An 18,894-nucleotide genomic window follows, 5' to 3' on the forward strand; every position below is an offset into this window, starting at 1 on the left:
GGTCAGCTCCTGCTCTGCTCGACGACGGGGAGGAGCTCGCGCACGCGCTCGGGCGCGCTGCTGAGCACCACCACGTCGACACGGCGGTTCGCCGCGAGGGACTTGGGGTCGGTCTTGCTGATGAGGGGCTGCGCGTCGCCGAACCCGACGGCCGAGACCCGGGTGGCCTTGATGTCGCCCTGCTCCACGAGGCGGCGCAGCACGGTCGTGGCCCGGGCCGAGGACAGCTCCCAGTTGGTCTTCTCGCGCGACCCGGTAGGGACGACGTCGGCGTGCCCCTCGATCGAGAGGCCGTTCGGGATCTTGCGCAGCGGCGGGGCGATCGCGTCGACCACCACCCGCGAGGTCTTCGTCAGGTCGTTGCTCGCGCTGGCGAAGAACACGTCGGAGGTGATCATGCCGATCACGAGACCCTCCTCCGTGATCCGGAAGTCGACCGAGTCGCGTGCGCCCTTCTTCGCGAGGGCTGCGGCGACCATGTCGCGCACCTCGTTCAGGGAGGTCCACTCCGCCTCGGCCGCGGCGAGCGCAGCGCCGTCGGCGTCGCCCGCCCCGGCGTCGGGTCCGCCCTCACCGATGACCGACTCGGGCATGACACCCACCGCGGCGTCCGGCGTGATGTCCTGCATGATCTGCGTGCTGGGCGCCTGGCTGTCCTCGGGAAGGACGCCACCGCCGTCGGGCAGGACCGCGGGGTTCTCCGCGTTGAAGCCCGCGGCGAGGGACCCGCGCAGGGCCTCGTACTTGTCGACGTCCACCTGGCTGATCGCGTAGAGCACGACGAACAGGGCCATGAGGACGGTCATCATGTCGGAGTAGCTCACGAGCCAGCGCTCGTGGTTCTCGTGCTCCTCCTCGTGCCCGCCCTTGCGGCGACGGCCCCCGCCGGCGCTCATCGGGCGCCCCCGGCGCTCATGCTGCGGCCTTGTCGCTCTTGCCCGGCTTCTCCATCTGGTCCGGTGGGACCAGGCTGCGCAGGCGCTCGCCGACGAGGCGGGGGTTGGCGCCCGCCTGCACCGACAGCAGGCCCTCGACGACGATCTCCATCTGCGCGCACTCGAGCTCCGAGAGGCGCTTGAGGCGGTTGCCGATCGGGAGGAACGCGATGTTGGCGCTCGCGATGCCCCAGAAGGTCGCGACGAACGCCGCGGCGATCATGTGGCCGAGCTTCTCGGGCTCCGAGAGGTTCTCGAGCACGTGCACGAGCGACACGACGGTGCCGACGATGCCGATGGTCGGGGCGTAGCCACCCATCTGGGTGTAGAAGTTCGCGCCGACGCGGTCGGCGGCGCGCTTGGCGGCGATCTTGTCCTCGAGGATCACGCGCAGGTCCTCGGGGTCGGTGCCGTCGATCGCGCCGCGCAGGCCGTCGCGCAGGAAGTCGTCGTCGATGTCCTTGGCGGAGTCCTCGAGAGCGAGCAGGCCTTCGCGGCGGGCGCGCTCGGCGAGCGAGACGATCGTGGCGATGGCCTCCTCGCTGCCCTTGGGCTTGCCGGTGAACGCGCGGGGCAGGGCCTTGGCGGCGCTCTTGGCGTCACGCATGGTGCCGCCGGCGATCGCCGCACCGAGGGTGCCGACGAGGACGAGGATCATGGGGGCCGGCAGGAGGATCGACATCGGGGACGAGCCCTCGATGAAGATCGCGGCGACGATCGCGGTGACCGCGATGCCGAGACCGGCGATGGTTGCGGGATCCATCTATCGCTCCTCTTCCTGAGCGCGCACCACGCTGAGCTGCGGGGCGGCGACGTCGTCGACGTCAGAGGTCTGGATGGCCTGGGCGCGGGCGATCAGCTGGGACCGGAAGTCGGTGATCAGCTCGATGACCTCGCTCATGGACTCCGCAAGGATGTACTTCGTGCCGTCCACGAGGGTCAGGATCGTGTCCGGAGCGCTGTCGATGCGCTGCACGAGATCTGGGTTGACCGCGAACTTCGGTCCGTTCAGACGCGTCACGACTATCACTTGATCGATCCATCCCTGGAGGTGTCCCACGGGTCCATCCATGAACCCTCACCTCCCTATCGGCCTGCCACGCCGAGACATAAGCCCCCACCCCAACTCGCTGAGTGCATGATTTTGGCGGTGTGGACGCGCGGAAACACCGCCAAAATCACGCACTCACGGTGCTGCGGCGCTCGGACTGGCGGCGGATGGCGGCGCGGACTCGCCTGATCAAGCGGTCGGGGTGGCGGTTGACGTCGTCGGCCGTCGCAACGACCACCACCCAGCCCGCTTCGGCCATGGCCTGGCGCTTCTCGACGTCGCGCCGCCACGTTGCCGGGTCCGTGCGATGGATGTCGCCGTCGTACTCGATGGCCACCTTCAGGGCCGGGATGCTCAGGTCGGGCAGGCAGATGAACGTCCCGTCCTCGGCGTAGACGGGCTGGTTCACGGCGAGATCCGTGATCCCGGCGTCGTCCAGAATCAGGCGAGCGCGCGTCTCCATCGTCGAGTCGGTCCCTGGGCGCAACCGCTCCAGAGCCTCACGGCAGGCGACGACGCCGCGCATCTTGTGCGTCGACTCGACCCGTCGCCGCAGCTCAGCGAGGGTGGTGTGCGGCTCCTTCCGCCGCAGCATCGCGTCACCCAGCACGACGACGTCGTCCGGCACGAGCCGCCCAGCGAGGTGCAGCCACGTCTGCGCAGGTGAAGTGACCGGCAGGCCTCTGACGCTGACGATGTCGAGGCATCTCTGGAGGCACACGTGCGCAACGACATCGTCCCGCTGCGGGCGGTCGGCTCGCGTAGGCACGACGACGTGGATCGCCTGGTCGCTCTCGAGCCGCCAGGGCACCTCGATACCCAGCAGGCGCAGCGCAGTGACGTGACTGAACGCCGCGCGGTGGGGAAGCGTCAGCGCGATCGATGCGCAGCGTTCGGCCACCGTGTGGCCGAAACCCCGTGGCGCGCGGACACCCGCCGTCGGGGCACTGAAGCGCTTGGCGCGCATGGCATGTCGCGTCAGGCCAGCGTCCAGACCTGCCTGGACCCGAAACGGCTCGAACTCCTTCGCCGCGAAGGAAGCACCCATGGCACGCGACCCTGCCCGCTACGGCGCCACCCCCGCACCCCCCAAGACCAACCTGTGCACAACTCCCCTCCCCACCCCGCTGAGTGCATGAAATTGGCGGTGTTTCGGGAGCGAAACACCGCCAATTTCATGCACTCAGCGGCTTTGGGGGTTAGCGCTTGAGGTTGACCAGTTCCTGGAGGAGCTCGTCGCTCGTGGTGATGACTCGGCTGTTCGCCTGGAAACCGCGCTGGGCGATGATCAGGTTGGTGAACTCGGACGACAGGTCCACGTTGGACATCTCGACCGCGCCGCCGATGAGCGAGCCGCGGCCGCCCGTGCCGGCGGTGCCGACCTGCGGGTTCCCCGAGTTGACGCTCGTCGTGTACAGCGAGCCGCCGGCCTTCTGCAGACCGACGGGGTTGGCGAACGTCGCGAGCGCGATCCGGCCGATGTCCTGCTTGGTGCCGTTGGAGAACGCACCGATGATCGTGCCGTCGGCGTTGATCGAGAAGGACTGCAGCGAGCCGGCCTGGTTGCCGTTGACGGTCTCGACCTCGACGGTCGACAGCGCCGCGTAGCCGGTCACGCCGGACAGGTCGACGTTGCGACCGCCGATGGCGAGCGTCCCGCCGGTGGCGAGCGTGCCGTCCGTGTTGAAGGCCAGGGTGCCGGTAGCGGGCGCGCCGCCGTCCGTGCCGGACACGTTCCAGCCCGCGGCGGTCCGCGTGAACGCCAGGGTCAGCGTGGAGGAGGCCCCGAGCTCGTCGAACACCTCGACGTCGCGCACCAGGTTCGTGCCGACGGCGACGTCGGACGGCAGGTTCCCGCCGAACGCGACGTTCGTGGTCGCCTGGGCGCCGACGAGCGTGGTCGTGGGCAGCTGGATCGGCGCGAGGCCGTCGGCCGTGTCGATCTGTCCGGCGGCGTTCGCGAGCCAGCCGCGCACGAGCCCACCCTCGGCGGTGACGAGCTGGCCGGTCGCGTCGAAGTCGAACGACCCGTTGCGGGTGTAGAACGTCTGGCCGTTCTTCTGCACGGAGAAGAAGCCGTCGCCCGAGATCATCATGTCGGTCGAGCGGTTCGTCGTCTGCGCGGCGCCCTGCTGGAAGTTCGTGGAGATCGCGGCGACCTTGACGCCGAGCCCGACCTGCGCCGGGTTGGTGCCACCGATGCCGGCCTGCGCGCCGCCCGGGTTCGTCAGCACCTGGCTGAGGGTGTCCTGGAACTGCGTCTGGGACGCCTTGAAGCCGGTCGTGTTGACGTTGGCGATGTTGTTGCCGGTGACGTCGAGCATGGTCTGGTGCGAGCGGAGTCCGGAGATGCCGGAGAAGAGCGAGCGGAGCATGAGGGGGGTCCCTTCGGTGGTGCCGGACTAGGCGGTCGGGTCTGCGGGCACTGCGGGCGCGGGCGCCTGGTCAGGAGTCTCGTCGGACTTATCGGTCGAACCGCTCGGCTTCTGAGCGGTCGCGGCGACGACGCCGGTGACGGCCTCGAGGGAGACCTCCACGCCGTTGACGGTCAGCTTGGGCACGCCGCCGGCGAAGGTCGCCGACGTCGCACGGCCGACGACGGACGCGCCCTCGGCGTTGGTGTAGCTCACGTCGAGGCCGACGAACTGGGCGGCGGACGAGCGCATCTGGAGGGCGAACGCGTCGACCATGGTGTCCGAGAGCGTGGTGAGCTTCTCGACCGTGGTCAGCTGCGTCGTCTGCGCCATCATCTGGGTGGTGTCCATGGGTGAGGACGGGTCCTGGTACTTCAGCTGCGTGACCAGGAGGTTCATGAACGCCTGGTTGTCGAGCTCACCCTTGGCCTTGCTGGGCGTGGCACCGGTGTAGAGGCTCGTCGCGCCGGCCGTGGCGGACACGGCGGGGGTCTCGATGGGCATGGGGATCTCCTGTCAGGCGAGGATGTCGACGCGGTCGTCAGCGGCGCTGGCGACGGCGGGGCGGGTGGTCTGGGGTGCGGCGGCCACGGGGGCGCCGGTCTCGCGGGCGAACGCGCGCGGCGTGTCGTGGCCGGTCTGGCCCTCACGGTCGCCGGTGGAGCCGCCGAAGCGCTCGTCGGAGACGTCGAGGCGTGCGTTCATGCCGGTCGCGGCGAGGTCGCGACGCAGGTCGGCGAGGACGGCCTTGAGGCTCTCCCGGCCGGCGTCGGTCGCGCCGAGCAGCTCGATCCGGATGCCCTCGGCGCTGATGTGCGCACGGACCTGCACGGGCCCGAGCTCCTTGGGCTCGACGCGCAGGGTGAGCAGGTGCTCCCCCGCCGCCGCGCTCATGAGCTTCACGAGCGGCGTGCGGACCTGCTCGGCGAGCTGCGGGAGGTCGGCGGTCGGGGCCGTGGACACGACGGCGGCAGGCTGGGCCGGGGCGGGCGCCTGCGGGGCGCTCACCTGGCCGATCCCGGCGAGACCGGTCGCCGACGACGGCGCGACGGTCACCGGGGCGACGTCGGCCGGGACCGCGGCGGGCTGGGCTACGGCGGCGGCCTCGCCGGTGGTCGCGGCGCCCGTCGGGCTCGCCAGCGCGGTCGCGGCAGCGGCGGGCGCCGTGGCGGGCAGGGCGTCCGACGACGGCGCTCCCGCGGCGGCGTCCGTCGTCATCCCGGCGGGCTGGCCGGCGGGCTGGCCAGCAGGCTGGCCGGCGGTCCCCGGCGCGGTGCCGGTCGGGACCGAGGCGGCAGGAGCTGCCCCGGCATGACCTGCCCCGGCGGGCGTCGCGTTCGTCGGCGTGCCTGCGGTGTCGGACGGCGCCGCCGCGAGCGACGGCGCTGCGGCACCGGCGGCGCCTGCGGACGCTACGGCGGCCCCTGCTCCCCCGGCGGCGACGGCTGCGACAGCCGCCGGCGAGGTGCCCGACGGCACGTCAGCGGGCGCCAGCGGAGCGACAGCGTCGCCCGCAGCCGGGGCGCCTGCGGTAGGGACGCCCGCACCGGCCGCGTCTCCGGCAGCGGCGACGTCGCCCGCAGCAGCAGCAGCGTCACCAGCGGGCCGCAGCCCGGGCAGGCCCGCGAGCGCGGCAAGGTCACGAGGCCCCGCGGCGTCGTCGGCGGCCGGGCGACCGGTGCCCTCAGGACGGTTCCCGGCGGAGGCCGTCGTACGCCCGGCGCCGGTCCCCGCACGCTCGGCGTGCGACGCAGGACGCTCGGCGCGCTCCGCATCCGGGCGCTCTGGGCGGGCGGCGGTCGGACGCTCGGTCCGGGCTGCGGCGCGCTCGTAGGCCTGGGCGAAGGCGTCGGCGTCGCCGCGACCGCTGCGCACCGCGGTCGGGGCGGCGGGCGTCACCGTCCGCCCGAGGTCGAAGGTCGTGATGGTCATGCGCTCGCTCCGATCAGCATGTCGAGCGCCATGCGCTGGACGTCGGCGCTCAGGCCGGGGTCTGCCGCGGCCGGGGCGGCCAGGGCAGGAGCGGCAGCGGCGACCGTCTGGTCGGTCTGCGGCAGGATGCGGCGGATCGCGGTGGGCGTCTCGTAGACGTCGCGCTCCGTCACGTTGCGCCCGGCGTAGGGCGCGTCGATCATGCGCCCGTCGCCGAGGTAGATGCCGACGTGGGTGCCGCCGTCGAAGATCAGCAGGTCGCCGGGCAGCGCGGCGTCCATCGAGCCGACGGCGCGGCCCTCGGTCCCCTGCTGGCGGGCCGTGCGCTTGATGTCCACGCCGAGGTCGGCGAGCGAGCGCTGCACCAGGCCGGAGCAGTCCATGCCCGAGCGGCTCTCGCCGCCCCACACGTAGGGGACGCCGAGGTAGGTGCGGGCCCGGGCGATGAGGTCGTCCGCGGTCGCCGACGATGAGAGCAGACCGGTCGTGTCCTCGACCGCACCGGGCACGCGGTCGGTCGGGGCGGTCGAGGCCGTCGGAACAGTCGCGGACGTCACGGCACTCGGGTCGAGCGCGGCGAGGGTCTGGGCGAACAGGTCCGAGGCGGGCGCCCCGGCGGCAGCGCCCGAGGCACCGCCCGTGCCGCCGGCCAGGGCGCTCGGCGCGGCGCCGCCCAGGACGGGGAGCGCGGCGATCGTCGTCGGCGAGACCTGGCCGATCTGGGACTCGATGCTCTGGATGCGGGCCAGGACGCCGTCGATGCCGTTCATCGCTGCCCCTCCTCGTGGTCGGTGCTGGTCTGGGCGGCGCGGCGCGAGGCGACCTCGTCGAGCTCGATCTGCTCGAGCCGGAGGTCCTCGGTGACGACGCGCTCGTCGTGGCGCTCCTCGAGCTTCTCGAGGGGCACGGAGCGGGCGCGGGCGGCCTGCCACTCGGTCTCACGCTCGGCGACCCGGGCGGCGGCGGTGACGGACAGCGCCGTGGCGGCGAGCAGGTTCTGGCGCAGCGCGGCGCGGGCGGCGGCGGACGCGCGCCACGTGGCGACGCCGACGTCGGAGCCGAGCTGGTGCCCGCTGAGCTCCTCCACGGCGCGGGTCCGCTGGGCGTCGGCGCGCATCCGGGCGGCGCTCGCGGCGCCGAGGCGAGCGGCGGCGTCGTCCTCGGTGATCTTGCGCAGGCGCAGCAGGCTGGCCAGGCGGAACGAACGCTCCATCAGGACACCCCCAGCCCGGAGACGAGGGTGCGCAGGTGCGCCCAGGTGGCGGCGCTCGGGGCGGTCTCGTCGACGCCCTGCTGCAGGAAGGCGTCGATCTCGGCCGCGTGCGTGAGGGCGGCGTCGACCAGCGGGTTGGATCCGGCGACGTAGGCGCCGACGTCGACGAGGTCCTGCACGCTGCGGCGCGCGGCCATGACCTTGCGCAGCGTCGTCGCGTCGGCGCGCTGCTCCGGGGTGGTCACGCGCGTGGCGACACGGGAGATGGAGGCGAGCGCGTCGATCGACGGGTAGTGCCCGGCGACGGCGAGCTTGCGGTCGAGCACGACGTGGCCGTCGAGGATCGAGCGGGCGGCGTCGGCGATGGGCTCGTTGTGGTCGTCACCGTCGACGAGGACGGTGTAGATGCCGGTGACGGACCCGCGCACGCCGGAGCCGGCGCGCTCGAGGAGCTCGGCGAGCAGCGACACGGTGGACGGCGGGTAGCCGCGGGTGGCGGGCGGCTCGCCCACGGACAGGCCGATCTCACGCTGCGCCATGGCGACGCGGGTGAGCGAGTCCATCATGAGCACGACATCGGCGCCTGCGTCCCGGAAGCCCTCGGCGATGCGGGTGGCGACGAACGCGGCGCGCTTGCGCACGAGAGCGGGCTCGTCGGAGGTGGCGACGACGACGACGGAGCGGGCGAGGCCGGCGGGGCCGAGGTCGTCCTCGAGAAACTCGCGGACCTCGCGCCCGCGCTCGCCGACGAGGGCGATCACGGAGACCTGGGCGTCGGTGCCGCGGGCGATCATGGACAGGAGCGTGGACTTGCCGACGCCGGAGCCCGCGAACAGGCCGATGCGCTGGCCGCGGCCCACGGTGGTCAGGGAGTCGAGGACGCGCACGCCGAGCTCGAGCGGCGCGGCGACGCGCTGGCGCTCGAGGGGGTGCGGCGCCTTGCCGCTGAGCGGGACGTAGGTGGCGTCGAGCGGACCCTTGCCGTCGATGGGCTCGCCGAGGCCGTTGAGCACGCGGCCGAGCAGGCCGGCGCCGACGGGGACGCGCAGGGCGCCGCCGGTCGAGCGCACGGGCATCCCGGCGCGCAGGCCGTCGGTGGCGGCCAGGGGCATGCAGCGGACGACGTCGTCGGACGCCGCGACGGCCTCCGCGAGCATGGTGTCGCCGATGCGCACGACGTCGCCGATCGCGGCGTCGAGGCCCTCGACCTCCATCGCGAGGCCGACGGCGGAGCGCACGCGGCCGACGCGCTCGGGGCGGGCCGCGTCGAGGACGGCGGTCCAGCTCATCGGTCGCGACCCTCAGGCAGGCTCGCGTCGAGCTCGGCGAGGCGCAGCGCCTCCGCGACCTGGGGGTCGACCCGCAGGGTGACCGCGTCGTGGGCGAGCGCCTCGGTGAGGGCGGCGGCGGCGCGGTCGAACGCGGTGGAGATCTGCGCGTCCAGGTACCCGCCGGGGAACTCGCTGACGGCGTCGCCCGCGGCCAGGGTGGCGTCGGCGACCAGGCGCACGTCGGTCGGGAGCACGACGTCGAGCTCGTCGGCGGCCCGCAGCGCGGTGAGCGTCGCGAGGTCGTCCGGGTTCATGCGGATGGTGTGCACGACGACGTCGTCCGGGACGGCGAGCGCCCGCACGAGGGCCGACCGCGCGGAGAACCCGTCGCGGGACAGCTCGTGCCCGACGACGGCGCGGGCGAGCTCGAGCGCGAGGGTCGCCAGCGTGCCGCGTGCGGTCTCGAGGCCCTGGAGCGCGCGCTCGTCCGCGGCCTGGGCCGCGAGCCGGAGCGTGGCGGTGGCCGCCTCGACCCGGGCCGCGGCGTGCGCACGGTTCTCGCGGTCGCGGGCGGCAAGCTGCGCAGCCTGGGTCTCCGCCGCGGCGACGGCCGCGCGCGAGCCCTCGGCCCAGCCGGCGGCGTAGCCGGCCACGCGGCCGCGCTCGCGCGCCTCGCGCGACCGGTCGTCGCCGAGCACGGTGAGGCGCGCGGCGGTGAACCGTGCCTCCGTGGTCTCAGCTGACATATTCGTCCTCGCCCTCGCGGCGGATGGTGATCTGGCCGGACTCCTCGAGGCGGCGGATCACCTGGACGATCGTGGCGCGGCGCTCCTCGACCTGCGAGACGCGCACCGGGCCGAGCAGCTCGATCTCCTCGACGAGGTTCTCGCGTGCCCGCTCGGACAGGTTGCGCATGACGGCGTCGCGCTCGCCCGGCCCGGCGCCCTTGAGCGCCACGGCGAGGTCGGCGCCCTCGACGCCGCGCAGCACCAGCTGGAGCGCGCGGTCCTCGAGGAGCACGATGTCCGCGAACACGAACATCCGGCTGCGGACCTCGTCGGCCAGCGCCTCGTCGCGGTCCTCGAGCCCCTGCAGGATGAGCTTCTCGGTGCTGGGGTCGGCGCGGTTGATGATCTCCACCAGCGGCTGCACGCCGCCGATCGCGGAGGTCTCCTGGGGCGTGAGCACGCTCGCGGACTTGCGGCGCAGGCTGTCGGCGACCACGGAGACGACGTCGGGCGCGGCCCGCTCCATGAGCGCGATGCGGTGCGCGACCTGGCCCTGCACGGCGGGGGCGAGCCCGCCGAGGATCGCCGAGGCGTGCTCGGGACGCAGGTGCGCAAGGACGAGCGCGACGGTCTGCGGGTGCTCGCCGTTCAGCAGCGCGATCACCTGGCGGGCGTCGGCCTGCTGCATGAACTCGAACGGCTGCGGTGCCATGGCGCTGGCGAGGCGGTCGAGCATGTCGGCCGCCTTGTCGGCGCCCATCGAGGCCTCGAGCAGCTGCTGGGCGTAGCCCACGCCGCCGTTATTCATGATCTGCGCGCCGCCGAGGGTGACGGCGTGGAACTCGCCGATCACGGCGTCGGCCATCGAGCGGTCGACCCGCTCCATGCGCATGATCTGCCCGGTGAGCTCCTCGATCGTGGCGTCGTCGAGCTGGGACATGACGCGCGCGGCGCGCTCCCGGCCGAGCTGGATGAGGACGAGGGCGGCCTTCTGGGTGCCCGTCAGCGATGCGGTCGCGGTGCTCATGAGCGGACCCCCGGCTCCATCCAGGCGCGCAGCATCTGCGCGACCTGGTCAGGCTCGTCGTCGACGAGCGCTCCGACGTCGGCGCGCTTGCGCTCGGCCTCGACCTGGTCGGCGTCCTTCTCGACCGGGGCCTCGAGGGCGAGTGCCTCCTCAGCCTCCTCGACGGCCTCGAGGGCGAGCGCCGTCACCGACGGCCCGGCCTCGATCGCGTTGAGGTCGCCGATGTCGAGGGCCTCGCGCTCGAGGCGCTTCTCCTTGCGGGCACGGGCGGCGAGGATCGCGATGATGATCAGGCCCAGCAGGGCCGCGCCGGCGATGACGCCGGTGCGGATCAGCTCGGACTGCCGCTCGGCCTCGGCGGCGGCGCGGGCGTCGGCCAGGGCGACCTGGGCGGCGTCGGCGGACGCGTTGGAGAACTGCAGGCGGTTCACGGTGACGACGTCGCCGCGGGCGGCGTCGATGCCGGCGGCGGCAGCCACCATGGCCTGGACGTCGTTCATGTTGAGCGCGGCGCCGGCCTCCTGGCTGATGGCGACGGAGACGGACTGGCGGCGCACGGTGCCCGGCGCGGTCTGGACGACCTCGGTCACCTTGTTCAGCGCGTTGTTGCGGGTGGCGGACTCGTTCTCGTAGCTGCCCGCGCCGTCGCCGTTCTCGGGGACCGCGATGTTGTCGGGGCCGAGCACGCCCGCTCCCCCGCCGCCGGTGCCCTCGTAGGCCTCGGTCGTCGTCGACTCGTTGAGCGCGGGGATCTCCTCGGGGTACGCGAACTCCTCGGAGGTGCGCTGCGTCTGGTCGAAGTCGAGCTCGGCGGTCACGGAGACGACCGCGTTGCCGATGCCGACGATCGGCTCGAGCATGCCCTGGATCGAGGAGGCGACCCGGTCCTCGTAGGCCATCGTCTGCTTGTTGCTGCCACCGGACGTCCCGGCGGTCCCGCCGACGGCGGACAGCACGGTTCCGGTCGAGTCGATCACGGCGACGTCGGTGGTGGCCATGCCCTCGATCGACGCGGACACGAGGTGCACGATCGACTGGACCTGGTCGTCGGAGAGGGAGGAGCCGTTGCCCAGCTCGACGAACACCGACGCCGTCGGGTCCTGCTTCTCGTCGACGAACACGGTCTGCTCGGGCAGCGCGAGCTGCACGGAGGCCGCGCGCACGCCCTGGACGGCGCCGATGGTCTTGGCGAGCTCGCCCTCCATCGCCCGCTTGTAGGTGACGTCCTGCTGGAACTCCGAGGAGCTCATGCCCATCTCGTCGAGCAGGGAGTAGCCGCCCTCGCTCGCGCCGGGCAGGCCCGCCGCGGCGGTGGCGAGGCGCATCCGGTAGACGTCGCCCTGCGGGACCATGACGGACGAGCCGCCGTCGGCCAGCTCGTAGGGGACGCCCTCGGCGTCGAGCTGCTCGACGATCGCGCTCGCGTCGGTCGCAGCGAGGCCGGTGTAGAGCGGGGAGTAGGACGGCTTGGCCATCCAGGTGCTGAGGGTCACGGCGACCAGGACGAGGACGGCGAGGCCGATCAGCGCGAGGGTGCGCTGCGCGACGGTGAACTCACGGATGGCGGCGCCCAGCTTGCCGAAGGCGCTCGTGATCTGGCGCGGCATCAGGCCTGCATCCGCATGATCTCGGTGAACGCGTCGACGGCCTTGTTACGGACCGCGGCGGTCAGCTCGAGCATGACCTTCGCCTCGGAGGACGCGACCGTGTAGTCGTGCACGTCGTCGAGGTCGCCCGTGACGGCCTTGACGGCCAGCGCGTCGGACGTCTCCTGGGCCTCCTGGAGGCCCTCGATGGCGCCGGTCAGGGAGACCCCGAACCCGCCGTCGTCGGGCCCGGACACCCGGGTGGTCTCGGTGGGCAGGTAGCCCGTGCCGGCGACGCCCGCGAGGGGGCTCGCCGTGAGGGCGGTCAGGGGGGAGATCGCGAAGGCCATCAGTTGCGTCCGATCTGGAGGGCTGCCTCGTAGGTGGCACGGGCACGGTCGACGATGGCGGCGTTGGCCTGGTAGCCACGCTGCGCCATGATCAGCTGGGACATCTGGCTCGCCATGTCGATGTCGGGGTAACGCACGTAACCCTCGGCATCGGCGAGCGGGTGGGCGGGCTCGTAGACCATGCGGCCCTCGGCGCTGCCGACGACGACGCCGCGCACCTGGGCGCCCTGGCCGTCCTGCATCTCCGAGGCCACGACGTAGCGCGCCTGGAAGGCGTCCTCGTCGGTGGAGGTCACGGTGGACGCGTTGGCGATGTTGTCGCTGAGCGCGTCGAGCCACTTGCGGTAGACGGTCATGCCCGAGGAGGCGATGCCGATGGCGCCGAAGGTCGTCATCAGTTGCTCCTCATCGCGGTGCGGAGCGAGGAGAACTTGCCGTCGATCGCCTGGGTCGCCAGCTGGTAGCGCAGGTTCGTGTCGACGTTCAGGAGCGTCTCGGTGTCGAGGTTGACGTTGTTGCCGTCGAGCCGCGTGGGCTCGAGGGACGTCGACGTGGTCGCGCCGACGGCGCCGCGGCCCTGGCGGACGGCGCTCGCGAGGGTGTCCTCGAAGGACACGCGCGAGGCGAGGAAGCCGGGCGTCTGGATGTTCGCGACGTTGTTCGCGATCACCCGCTGACGCAGGGCCAGGCCGTCGAGCGCGCTGTTGAGCGCGTTGAACGTCACGGATTCGAGCACGAGGAACCCCATCAGGCTTGGGTTGCGGTGGCCGATCCTTGGCCGATCTTTGAGCGATCCATGCTCGTCCGGCCCATCGGACCCTGACCTGGGCCCATGAGCCTTTTCTCACCTGCGCGGGTGAAGAATCGCGGCGAACCGTTGCACGCATTGTTCAGCGCTCACACCTGGCCGGACACAACGGTCATCGGCGCCGCAGGCCCGCGTTCACGGGGCGGCGCGCAGAGCTCAGCCCTGGGTATCGAGGTACACCGGACGCGCGTGCGGACGCGGGTCGACGGCGTCGAGCATCTTCACGTGCGAGCGCGACTGGTGGATGGCGCGCGCGAGCCGCGCGGCCGTCTCCTTCTGCGCCTCGAGGACCACGCTCGCGCGCTCCGCGACGGTGGCCGGCATGGGGCCCAGGCCGGCCGGCACGCGCCACTGGCTTGCCTTGGCGAGGGCGACCTGCGCGACCTCGAGCGCATGCGTCGCGTCGAGCAGCGCGTTGGTCTGCTCGAGGTCGAGCTCGAGGGTGTCGAGCGCGTCGTGCCAGGCCTGTTCCCAGGGGGTCAGCGCGGTGTCGGAGGGTGTCGAGGACATGAGGGTAGGGCGACGGCGGACCGTCAGCCGACCCCCAGCTCGCCGAGCCCGCCCGAGGAGGCACCCGCGCCTGCGAAGGCGGGGACCGTCGCGGGCACGGGCGCGGCCAGCTGCGCCGCAGCCTCGTGCCACGCGGACCGCAGCGGCTCGACAATCTCCCGGCAGGCGACGGTGCGCTCAGGGTCGCTCGAGATGTTCGCGCTCATGAGCTCGCCGAGGAGGTACGAGTACAGGGAGTGCAGCTGCGCGGCGCCCGCCCAGGCGTCGGTCTTCAGCGTGACCATGAGCTCGGAGACGATGTCCTGAGCATGGGTGAGGTTCTCGTTCGCCGTCGACCGGTCGCCAGCGCGCTGCGCGGCCTCGGCACGCGTCAGGTCCAGGGCGAGACGGTCGTAGAGCATCGTCAGCAGCTTGGCCGGGCTGGCGCTGAGCACCGAGTCGGCGAGGAACTGTGCGCGGAAGGCTTGGGCGTTCATGGGATTCCTGTTCCGTCCGTCAGGCGTTCGACGAGGTGAGGGACTTGAGCTGCTGGTCGAGCCAGCTCTGCTGGGCTGACAGCGACGACAGAGCGACCTCCATCGCCGTGAACGACTTCTGCAAGGTGGCTCGTCGCATGATGAGGCGGTCGTCCCAGTCCGAGATGCGCTGGACGAGATCCTTGGAGACGGACTGTGAGCTCTGGATCTTCTGCGTGAGCGTGCCGATCGACTTGTCCGACGCCGTGTCCGTCGCGGTCTTGATGTTGGCGGCGACGCCCGTGAGCACGCGCTCGACCGCGGCGGGGTCCTTCGCGACGGCGGCCGCGAACGCCTCGGCGTCGAAGGTGAAGTTGCCGTCGCGCGAGATGACGATCCCGATGCTCGACGGCGACTGCCCGTCGACGGACGCACTGCCCGCCGCGAGGACGCTCTGCTGCAGCGTGCGCACGGCCGGGTCGCCGGACAGGGTGCCACCGGTCAGGATGCTGGAGCCGTCGGCGGCCTTGGTCGTCGTGCTCTTCGTGAAGGACGTGATCTCGCTCAGGACGAGGTTGAGGTTGCTCACGAGCGCGTTCGCCATCGACTTCACGGCGGCCGTGTCCTGCTTCACGGTGATCGTCACGTCGGGGTCGTCGGTCTTCGTGACGGCCGAGACGACGACGTCGCTGCCGGTCATCAGGCCGGCGAAGGTGTTCGTCGAGGATGTCAGCTGGGACGTCGTGGCGCCGAGCGTCAAGGAGATCTTGGCGTCGGCCGCAGCGCGCGTGACCTGGTCCGGGCCGACGAGCCGAGTACCGGTCGTGTCAGCGCCGCGGAAGAGCTCGAAGGTGGAGGATGCTCCGGTCGTGGTGCCGGTCATCTGGATGGCGTAACCGCCGTCGTCATCGATCTTGATGCCGACGGCCTTGACCCCGGCGTCCGACCCATTGATCGCGGTGAGGATGTCGGCGACGCTCGAGCTCTTCGGGTTGATCGTGAACGACTTCCCGCCCGTGCTGATCGTCAGCGACTCGCCCTCGGCAAGATCGGAGGGCACGGTGAACATGGCGACCTGGCTCTCGGCCACGGCGTCGACCCGGAAGCTCACGGACCCGGGCTGTGCTGACGCGCTCGCGCTGGCGGTGGCGCCGGGGGCGGACGAGGTCGCCGAGTAGGTCTGGTAGGAGGACGCGGTGGCGGCAGCCTTGGCCGCCGTGCCGAGCGACGACACCTTGGCGTTGAGCGACTGCAGCGCCGAAGTCGTCTTGTCGACCTTGGCCTGCTTGGTGGCGAGCAGTCGCTGCTGCCCGGATTCCGCGCTCATGAGGGCGTCGATCAGCGCTTTCGTGTCGAGCCCGCTGACGATGCCGTCGACGCCAAACCCTGCCATGGAGTGTCCTTCGTGTGCTGGATGCCACTGACGGCGGGAACGAGGGGTGCTCGTTCCCGCCGTCAGAGGATGGGGCTGACGCAGCGCCTCACGGCGGTTGCGGGTGCGGCTGAGCGGGCTCAGCCGTCAGTCAGATCACTGCAGGAGCTGGAGGACGCCCTGGGGGATCGACTTGGCCTGCGCGAGCATCGCCGTGCCGGCCTGCGACAGGATCTGCGCGCGGGTGAAGCTGACCATCTCGGACGCCATGTCGGTGTCGCGGATCCGGCTCTCCGACGCGGACAGGTTCTCCACCGCGACGTTGAGGTTGTTGATGGTGTGCTCGAACCGGTTCTGCACGGCACCGAGGTCGGAACGCGTGCTGGACACGCTCTTGATCGCGGCGTCGATCGCCGTGATGGCGTCGTTCGCACTGCCAGCTGCACCGTCAACAGCCGCTGCGGTGTCCTCAGTCGCGGTCACGGTGCCGAACGTTACTCCGAGCGCGCCCGTCACACCCTCCTTCTGGATCTGGAGCTTGCTGTCGACGACCGATGCCGTGAGTCCAGCCTGGCCAGCACCGTTGATCGCACCGGCGATGTCCTCGAGCGAGGCGTCCTGTGCGATCGTGATAGCTGCGCCGCCGTCGACGGTAACCGTACCCGCCGTCGTGGTGACTGCCGCGGAGAACGTCTTGCTAGCGGCGACGGGTGCGACGTTGATCTCGTCCAGGCCGAGCCCTTCAGCCGACATGTTCTTGCCGACCTCGACCTCGATCGTCTCGCCGACGTTCGCGCCGACCTGGAAGGTGCCCGAGTAGTTGCCGTCGAGCAGCTTCTTGCCGTTGAACTGCGTGGTGTCCGCGATCCGCGTCAGCTCCTTGTTGAGCTGCTCGACCTCGGTCTGGATGTTGCTCTTGGCCTCGTCGTTCAGCGAGCCGGTGTTGGCCGCCTGCACGGAGAGGTCACGCATACGCTGCAGGATCGAGTGCGTCTCGTTGAGCGCGCCTTCAGCGGTCTGGACGACGGAGATGCCGTCCTGGGCGTTGCGCACGCCCATCTTGATGCCACCGATCTGCGAGCGCATGCCCTCGGAGATCGCGAGGCCGGCAGCGTCGTCCGCGGCACGGTTGATGCGGAAGCCCGAGGAGAGCTTCTCGAGCGACTTGCTCAGGTCGCCCTGCGTGGACGACAGGTTGCGGTACGCGTTGAGCGCCGCGACGTTGGTGTTGATCGAGAGACCCATGATGATCTTCTTCCGTGAGTGGGGTCGGACTGCGCCGCCCATCCGTGGGCTGACACCTTGCTCATCGGTGCCTACCAAGGGCACTTGAGGTTTTTGGTCGAGGAAAGTTCGAGGGCCCCGTCGCACCAGGTGCGACGGGGCCCTCGGCTGGGCCTGCGGGGGATCAGGCCAGCGCAGCGGCGCCCTCGACGGGCGCCTCGTTGGGGGTGACGCGGCTCAGGGACACGGCGTAGGCCGCCGTGGCCATGGCGGTCGCGGTCACGGTCGCGGCGACTGCGGCGGTGGTCGCGGTGCGGGCGACCTCGCGGGTCGCGGCGTCCGCGCTCGGCAGGACGCTCACCGTGGCGAGGGCGTGCGCCTCGACGCCGACGGACTCGTAGTAGGCCTGGCGACGACGGTCGGCGACGCCGCCCGGCTTCTCGGCCGTGACGACCTGAGCGGGGTCGAGGTGGGCGTTCATGCCGTCGCGCAGCAGCAGCATGGCCTCGGCGCGCAGCTGGCTGACGCGGGACTGGGTGACGCCGAGCTCGGCGGCGACGTCGGTGACGGGGCGGTCGTGGAAGAAGACCTGCTCGACCACGACGCGCAGGCGCTCGGGGAGCGCGGCGACCGCACCCTTGAGGTAGCGCAGGCGCTCGTCGATGAGCACGGCCTCCTCGGGCGACGGGTCACGGTCGGGAAGGATGTCGGCCACGGCGCCGTCGTAGCCCTCGATGCTCAGCACCCGACGCGAGGCGTCCTCCTGGGCGGCCTCGACGTCCTCGACGCTGACGCCGAGCGCGCTGGCGAGCTGCTCGCGGGACGGGGCGTGGCCGAGCTTGGCGGTGAGCTCGTCGGCGGCACTGGTCATCTTGCGCAGGCGGGTGCGGGTACCGCGGGAGGCCCAGTCCATCGAGCGCAGCTCGTCGACGAGCGCGCCGCGGATGCGGATCGCCGCGTACCGGTTGAAGGGGACGCCCGTCGCGGGGTCGTAGGCGTCGGCCGCCTTGACCAGAGCGAGCGCGCCGGCCGACGCGAGGTCGTCGCGGGAGACATGGCTGGGGACACGGCTAAGCATCTCGCTTACGTGGTACCCGATGAGGGGCAGGTGCGCCTCGATCAGCTCGTTACGCGTCATGTCGGTCATACCTCTGTCTCGGTACTTAGGGCGTCGCACTTAACGTCAAGTGCGAGAACTAATACGTGTGGCCTCGACCACTCCGCTCAGATCCGCAGGTTCCTGCGCCTTCAGAACACGACACTAGGGCCTGAGTAAGTCTGGTCCAAGGGCATAGGTGGTACTTGTCCGTTTGAACAACGTATGAACAACCCTTAGTTGGTCATGGGTGCCTCCACCCAGGTACGTACGTATCGCTTCACCCGTTGTGCGCGGTCACATCCGGTGGCCGCCACGTAGGTGCGGCGAGCGGCCCGCGTGAGGTCGCGAAAACCCTCACACCAGGCCAGATTCGCCCGATCAGGAGGGTGTCGGCCCCCGGGCTGGCGGTACCGAATCCCCGACCGAGTGAGGACCCATGAGCTTCGAGACCCTCTCGAGCCTGCTGTGGCGCGAGCGACAGCTGCTCGAGCTGTTGTTGTTCAAGCTTGAGGAGGAGCAGCTCCTGCTCGTCAACGGACGCAACCGCTGGCTCGCCCACGCCACCCGTGAGGTCGAGAACGTCCTGGACCAGGTGCGCGACTCCGAGCTCGGCCGTGCCGTCGCCTCCGACGCCGTCGCCGCGGACCTCGGCATCGCACCGGGCGCCTCGCTCGCCGAGGTCGCCGCCGCGGCCCCCGCGCCGTGGGACTCCCTGCTCGCCGAGCACCGCCAGGCCTTCGTGACCCTCACGATGGAGATCGGCGCCCTCGCCGCGGGCAACCGCGAGCTGCTCGCCGCCGGTCACCGCGCCGCCCAGGAGACCCTGATGGCCGTGTCCGAGACCGTTCAGACGTACGACGCCCGCGGCGCTGCTGCCCGCCCCGCCGGCGCCAGCCTCCTCGACCAGACGCTGTAGGGA

22 protein-coding genes are annotated in these 18,894 nt (G+C 71.6%); 1 reads left to right on the plus strand and 21 read right to left on the minus strand.

Translation table 11 applies throughout. The features are described from left to right. Nucleotides 1-2: 2 nt before the first annotated feature. From BMZ30_RS09290 to BMZ30_RS09390, 21 genes are all read right to left on the minus strand, one after another. Complete coding sequence (locus BMZ30_RS09290; RefSeq protein WP_093377783.1) at nt 3-896, minus strand: OmpA/MotB family protein; 894 nt, start codon at nt 894-896, stop codon at nt 3-5. A gap of 16 nt (nt 897-912) precedes the next feature. Beyond that, nucleotides 913-1,698 carry a motility protein A gene (locus BMZ30_RS09295; protein ID WP_093377786.1) on the minus strand — a complete coding sequence of 262 codons (786 nt, stop codon included), beginning with the start codon at nt 1,696-1,698 and terminating at the stop codon, nt 913-915. Continuing rightward, nucleotides 1,699-1,956 (minus strand): flagellar FlbD family protein, encoded by a 258-nt coding sequence (locus BMZ30_RS09300; protein ID WP_308430772.1) that lies wholly within the window; start codon nt 1,954-1,956, stop codon nt 1,699-1,701. It abuts the gene before it with no gap. 157 nt (nt 1,957-2,113) lie between these two features. Continuing rightward, a complete protein-coding gene (locus tag BMZ30_RS09305) occupies nt 2,114-3,034 on the minus strand; it encodes a hypothetical protein (protein ID WP_093377791.1) in 921 nt (306 codons plus the stop codon). Nucleotides 3,035-3,185: 151 nt separating this feature from the next. Continuing rightward, nucleotides 3,186-4,361, minus strand: a complete 1,176-nt coding sequence (locus tag BMZ30_RS09310; protein ID WP_093377793.1) for a flagellar hook protein FlgE — start codon at nt 4,359-4,361, stop codon at nt 3,186-3,188. Between the two features lie 27 nt (nt 4,362-4,388). Further along, nucleotides 4,389-4,904 (minus strand): flagellar hook assembly protein FlgD, encoded by a 516-nt coding sequence (locus tag BMZ30_RS09315; RefSeq protein WP_093377796.1) that lies wholly within the window; start codon nt 4,902-4,904, stop codon nt 4,389-4,391. Nucleotides 4,905-4,916: 12 nt separating this feature from the next. Further along, on the minus strand, nt 4,917-6,332 hold the full coding sequence (locus BMZ30_RS09320; RefSeq protein WP_093377798.1) for a flagellar hook-length control protein FliK: 1,416 nt from the start codon (nt 6,330-6,332) through the stop codon (nt 4,917-4,919). Next, nucleotides 6,329-7,102: a C40 family peptidase gene (locus BMZ30_RS09325; protein ID WP_093377801.1), complete on the minus strand. Its 774-nt coding sequence runs from the start codon at nt 7,100-7,102 to the stop codon at nt 6,329-6,331. Before BMZ30_RS09325 ends, BMZ30_RS09320 begins: the two co-directional genes overlap by 4 nt. Continuing rightward, on the minus strand, nt 7,099-7,545 hold the full coding sequence (locus BMZ30_RS09330; RefSeq protein ID WP_093377803.1) for a flagellar FliJ family protein: 447 nt from the start codon (nt 7,543-7,545) through the stop codon (nt 7,099-7,101). The genes BMZ30_RS09325 and BMZ30_RS09330 overlap by 4 nt, the downstream gene beginning before the upstream one ends. After that, a complete protein-coding gene (locus BMZ30_RS09335; protein WP_093377806.1) occupies nt 7,545-8,834 on the minus strand; it encodes a FliI/YscN family ATPase in 1,290 nt (429 codons plus the stop codon). Before BMZ30_RS09335 ends, BMZ30_RS09330 begins: the two co-directional genes overlap by 1 nt. Further along, complete coding sequence (locus tag BMZ30_RS09340) at nt 8,831-9,562, minus strand: FliH/SctL family protein (RefSeq protein WP_093377808.1); 732 nt, start codon at nt 9,560-9,562, stop codon at nt 8,831-8,833. Before BMZ30_RS09340 ends, BMZ30_RS09335 begins: the two co-directional genes overlap by 4 nt. After that, on the minus strand, nt 9,552-10,571 hold the full coding sequence (gene fliG, locus BMZ30_RS09345; protein ID WP_093377811.1) for a flagellar motor switch protein FliG: 1,020 nt from the start codon (nt 10,569-10,571) through the stop codon (nt 9,552-9,554). Before fliG ends, BMZ30_RS09340 begins: the two co-directional genes overlap by 11 nt. Continuing rightward, nucleotides 10,568-12,178, minus strand: a complete 1,611-nt coding sequence (gene fliF, locus BMZ30_RS09350) for a flagellar basal-body MS-ring/collar protein FliF (protein WP_093377813.1) — start codon at nt 12,176-12,178, stop codon at nt 10,568-10,570. Before fliF ends, fliG begins: the two co-directional genes overlap by 4 nt. Next, nucleotides 12,178-12,507 carry a flagellar hook-basal body complex protein FliE gene (gene fliE / locus BMZ30_RS09355; protein ID WP_093377816.1) on the minus strand — a complete coding sequence of 110 codons (330 nt, stop codon included), beginning with the start codon at nt 12,505-12,507 and terminating at the stop codon, nt 12,178-12,180. Before fliE ends, fliF begins: the two co-directional genes overlap by 1 nt. Then, nucleotides 12,507-12,902, minus strand: a complete 396-nt coding sequence (locus tag BMZ30_RS09360; RefSeq protein WP_093377818.1) for a flagellar basal body rod protein FlgC — start codon at nt 12,900-12,902, stop codon at nt 12,507-12,509. Before BMZ30_RS09360 ends, fliE begins: the two co-directional genes overlap by 1 nt. Further along, nucleotides 12,902-13,243 carry a flagellar basal body rod protein FlgB gene (locus BMZ30_RS09365; RefSeq protein ID WP_093378573.1) on the minus strand — a complete coding sequence of 114 codons (342 nt, stop codon included), beginning with the start codon at nt 13,241-13,243 and terminating at the stop codon, nt 12,902-12,904. Before BMZ30_RS09365 ends, BMZ30_RS09360 begins: the two co-directional genes overlap by 1 nt. A 228-nt stretch (nt 13,244-13,471) precedes the next feature. After that, entirely contained in the window at nt 13,472-13,825 is a 354-nt protein-coding gene (locus tag BMZ30_RS09370; protein ID WP_093377821.1) for a hypothetical protein, read from the minus strand. 23 nt (nt 13,826-13,848) lie between these two features. Next, a complete protein-coding gene (fliS, locus tag BMZ30_RS09375) occupies nt 13,849-14,301 on the minus strand; it encodes a flagellar export chaperone FliS (protein WP_093377823.1) in 453 nt (150 codons plus the stop codon). 19 nt (nt 14,302-14,320) lie between these two features. After that, on the minus strand, nt 14,321-15,673 hold the full coding sequence (gene fliD / locus BMZ30_RS09380) for a flagellar filament capping protein FliD (RefSeq protein WP_093377826.1): 1,353 nt from the start codon (nt 15,671-15,673) through the stop codon (nt 14,321-14,323). A gap of 135 nt (nt 15,674-15,808) precedes the next feature. Then, the gene (locus BMZ30_RS09385) at nt 15,809-16,897 is read right to left on the minus strand and encodes a flagellin N-terminal helical domain-containing protein (RefSeq protein ID WP_093378576.1); all 1,089 of its coding nucleotides are present in this window, start codon (nt 16,895-16,897) and stop codon (nt 15,809-15,811) included. A gap of 163 nt (nt 16,898-17,060) precedes the next feature. Next, nucleotides 17,061-18,014 carry a sigma-70 family RNA polymerase sigma factor gene (locus tag BMZ30_RS09390; protein ID WP_229828746.1) on the minus strand — a complete coding sequence of 318 codons (954 nt, stop codon included), beginning with the start codon at nt 18,012-18,014 and terminating at the stop codon, nt 17,061-17,063. A gap of 397 nt (nt 18,015-18,411) precedes the next feature. Between BMZ30_RS09390 and flgN the strand changes: the two genes are divergently transcribed. Next, a complete protein-coding gene (gene flgN / locus BMZ30_RS09395) occupies nt 18,412-18,891 on the plus strand; it encodes a flagellar export chaperone FlgN (protein WP_093377831.1) in 480 nt (159 codons plus the stop codon). Nucleotides 18,892-18,894 lie beyond the last annotated feature (3 nt).

The organism is Flavimobilis marinus (assembly GCF_900113055.1).
In the GTDB taxonomy this organism is placed as follows: domain Bacteria; phylum Actinomycetota; class Actinomycetes; order Actinomycetales; family Cellulomonadaceae; genus Flavimobilis; species Flavimobilis marinus.

What these genes read in the sequence shown, in the direction of transcription:
- BMZ30_RS09295 (WP_093377786.1), bottom strand. Translation starts at nt 1,698, where the DNA reads ATGGATCCCGCAACCATCGCCGGTCTCGGCATCGCGGTCACCGCGATC.
- BMZ30_RS09335 (WP_093377806.1), bottom strand. Translation starts at nt 8,834, where the DNA reads ATGAGCTGGACCGCCGTCCTCGACGCGGCCCGCCCCGAGCGCGTCGGC.
- BMZ30_RS09330 (WP_093377803.1), bottom strand. Translation starts at nt 7,545, where the DNA reads ATGGAGCGTTCGTTCCGCCTGGCCAGCCTGCTGCGCCTGCGCAAGATC.
- fliE (WP_093377816.1), bottom strand. Translation starts at nt 12,507, where the DNA reads ATGGCCTTCGCGATCTCCCCCCTGACCGCCCTCACGGCGAGCCCCCTC.
- BMZ30_RS09290 (WP_093377783.1), bottom strand. Translation starts at nt 896, where the DNA reads ATGAGCGCCGGCGGGGGCCGTCGCCGCAAGGGCGGGCACGAGGAGGAG.
- BMZ30_RS09370 (WP_093377821.1), bottom strand. Translation starts at nt 13,825, where the DNA reads ATGTCCTCGACACCCTCCGACACCGCGCTGACCCCCTGGGAACAGGCC.
- flgN (WP_093377831.1), top strand. Translation starts at nt 18,412, where the DNA reads ATGAGCTTCGAGACCCTCTCGAGCCTGCTGTGGCGCGAGCGACAGCTG.
- BMZ30_RS09390 (WP_229828746.1), bottom strand. Translation starts at nt 18,014, where the DNA reads ATGACGCGTAACGAGCTGATCGAGGCGCACCTGCCCCTCATCGGGTAC.
- BMZ30_RS09340 (WP_093377808.1), bottom strand. Translation starts at nt 9,562, where the DNA reads ATGTCAGCTGAGACCACGGAGGCACGGTTCACCGCCGCGCGCCTCACC.
- BMZ30_RS09310 (WP_093377793.1), bottom strand. Translation starts at nt 4,361, where the DNA reads ATGCTCCGCTCGCTCTTCTCCGGCATCTCCGGACTCCGCTCGCACCAG.
- BMZ30_RS09320 (WP_093377798.1), bottom strand. Translation starts at nt 6,332, where the DNA reads ATGACCATCACGACCTTCGACCTCGGGCGGACGGTGACGCCCGCCGCC.
- BMZ30_RS09360 (WP_093377818.1), bottom strand. Translation starts at nt 12,902, where the DNA reads ATGACGACCTTCGGCGCCATCGGCATCGCCTCCTCGGGCATGACCGTC.
- BMZ30_RS09325 (WP_093377801.1), bottom strand. Translation starts at nt 7,102, where the DNA reads ATGAACGGCATCGACGGCGTCCTGGCCCGCATCCAGAGCATCGAGTCC.
- fliG (WP_093377811.1), bottom strand. Translation starts at nt 10,571, where the DNA reads ATGAGCACCGCGACCGCATCGCTGACGGGCACCCAGAAGGCCGCCCTC.
- BMZ30_RS09305 (WP_093377791.1), bottom strand. Translation starts at nt 3,034, where the DNA reads ATGGGTGCTTCCTTCGCGGCGAAGGAGTTCGAGCCGTTTCGGGTCCAG.
- fliD (WP_093377826.1), bottom strand. Translation starts at nt 15,673, where the DNA reads ATGGCAGGGTTTGGCGTCGACGGCATCGTCAGCGGGCTCGACACGAAA.
- fliS (WP_093377823.1), bottom strand. Translation starts at nt 14,301, where the DNA reads ATGAACGCCCAAGCCTTCCGCGCACAGTTCCTCGCCGACTCGGTGCTC.
- BMZ30_RS09315 (WP_093377796.1), bottom strand. Translation starts at nt 4,904, where the DNA reads ATGCCCATCGAGACCCCCGCCGTGTCCGCCACGGCCGGCGCGACGAGC.
- fliF (WP_093377813.1), bottom strand. Translation starts at nt 12,178, where the DNA reads ATGCCGCGCCAGATCACGAGCGCCTTCGGCAAGCTGGGCGCCGCCATC.
- BMZ30_RS09385 (WP_093378576.1), bottom strand. Translation starts at nt 16,897, where the DNA reads ATGGGTCTCTCGATCAACACCAACGTCGCGGCGCTCAACGCGTACCGC.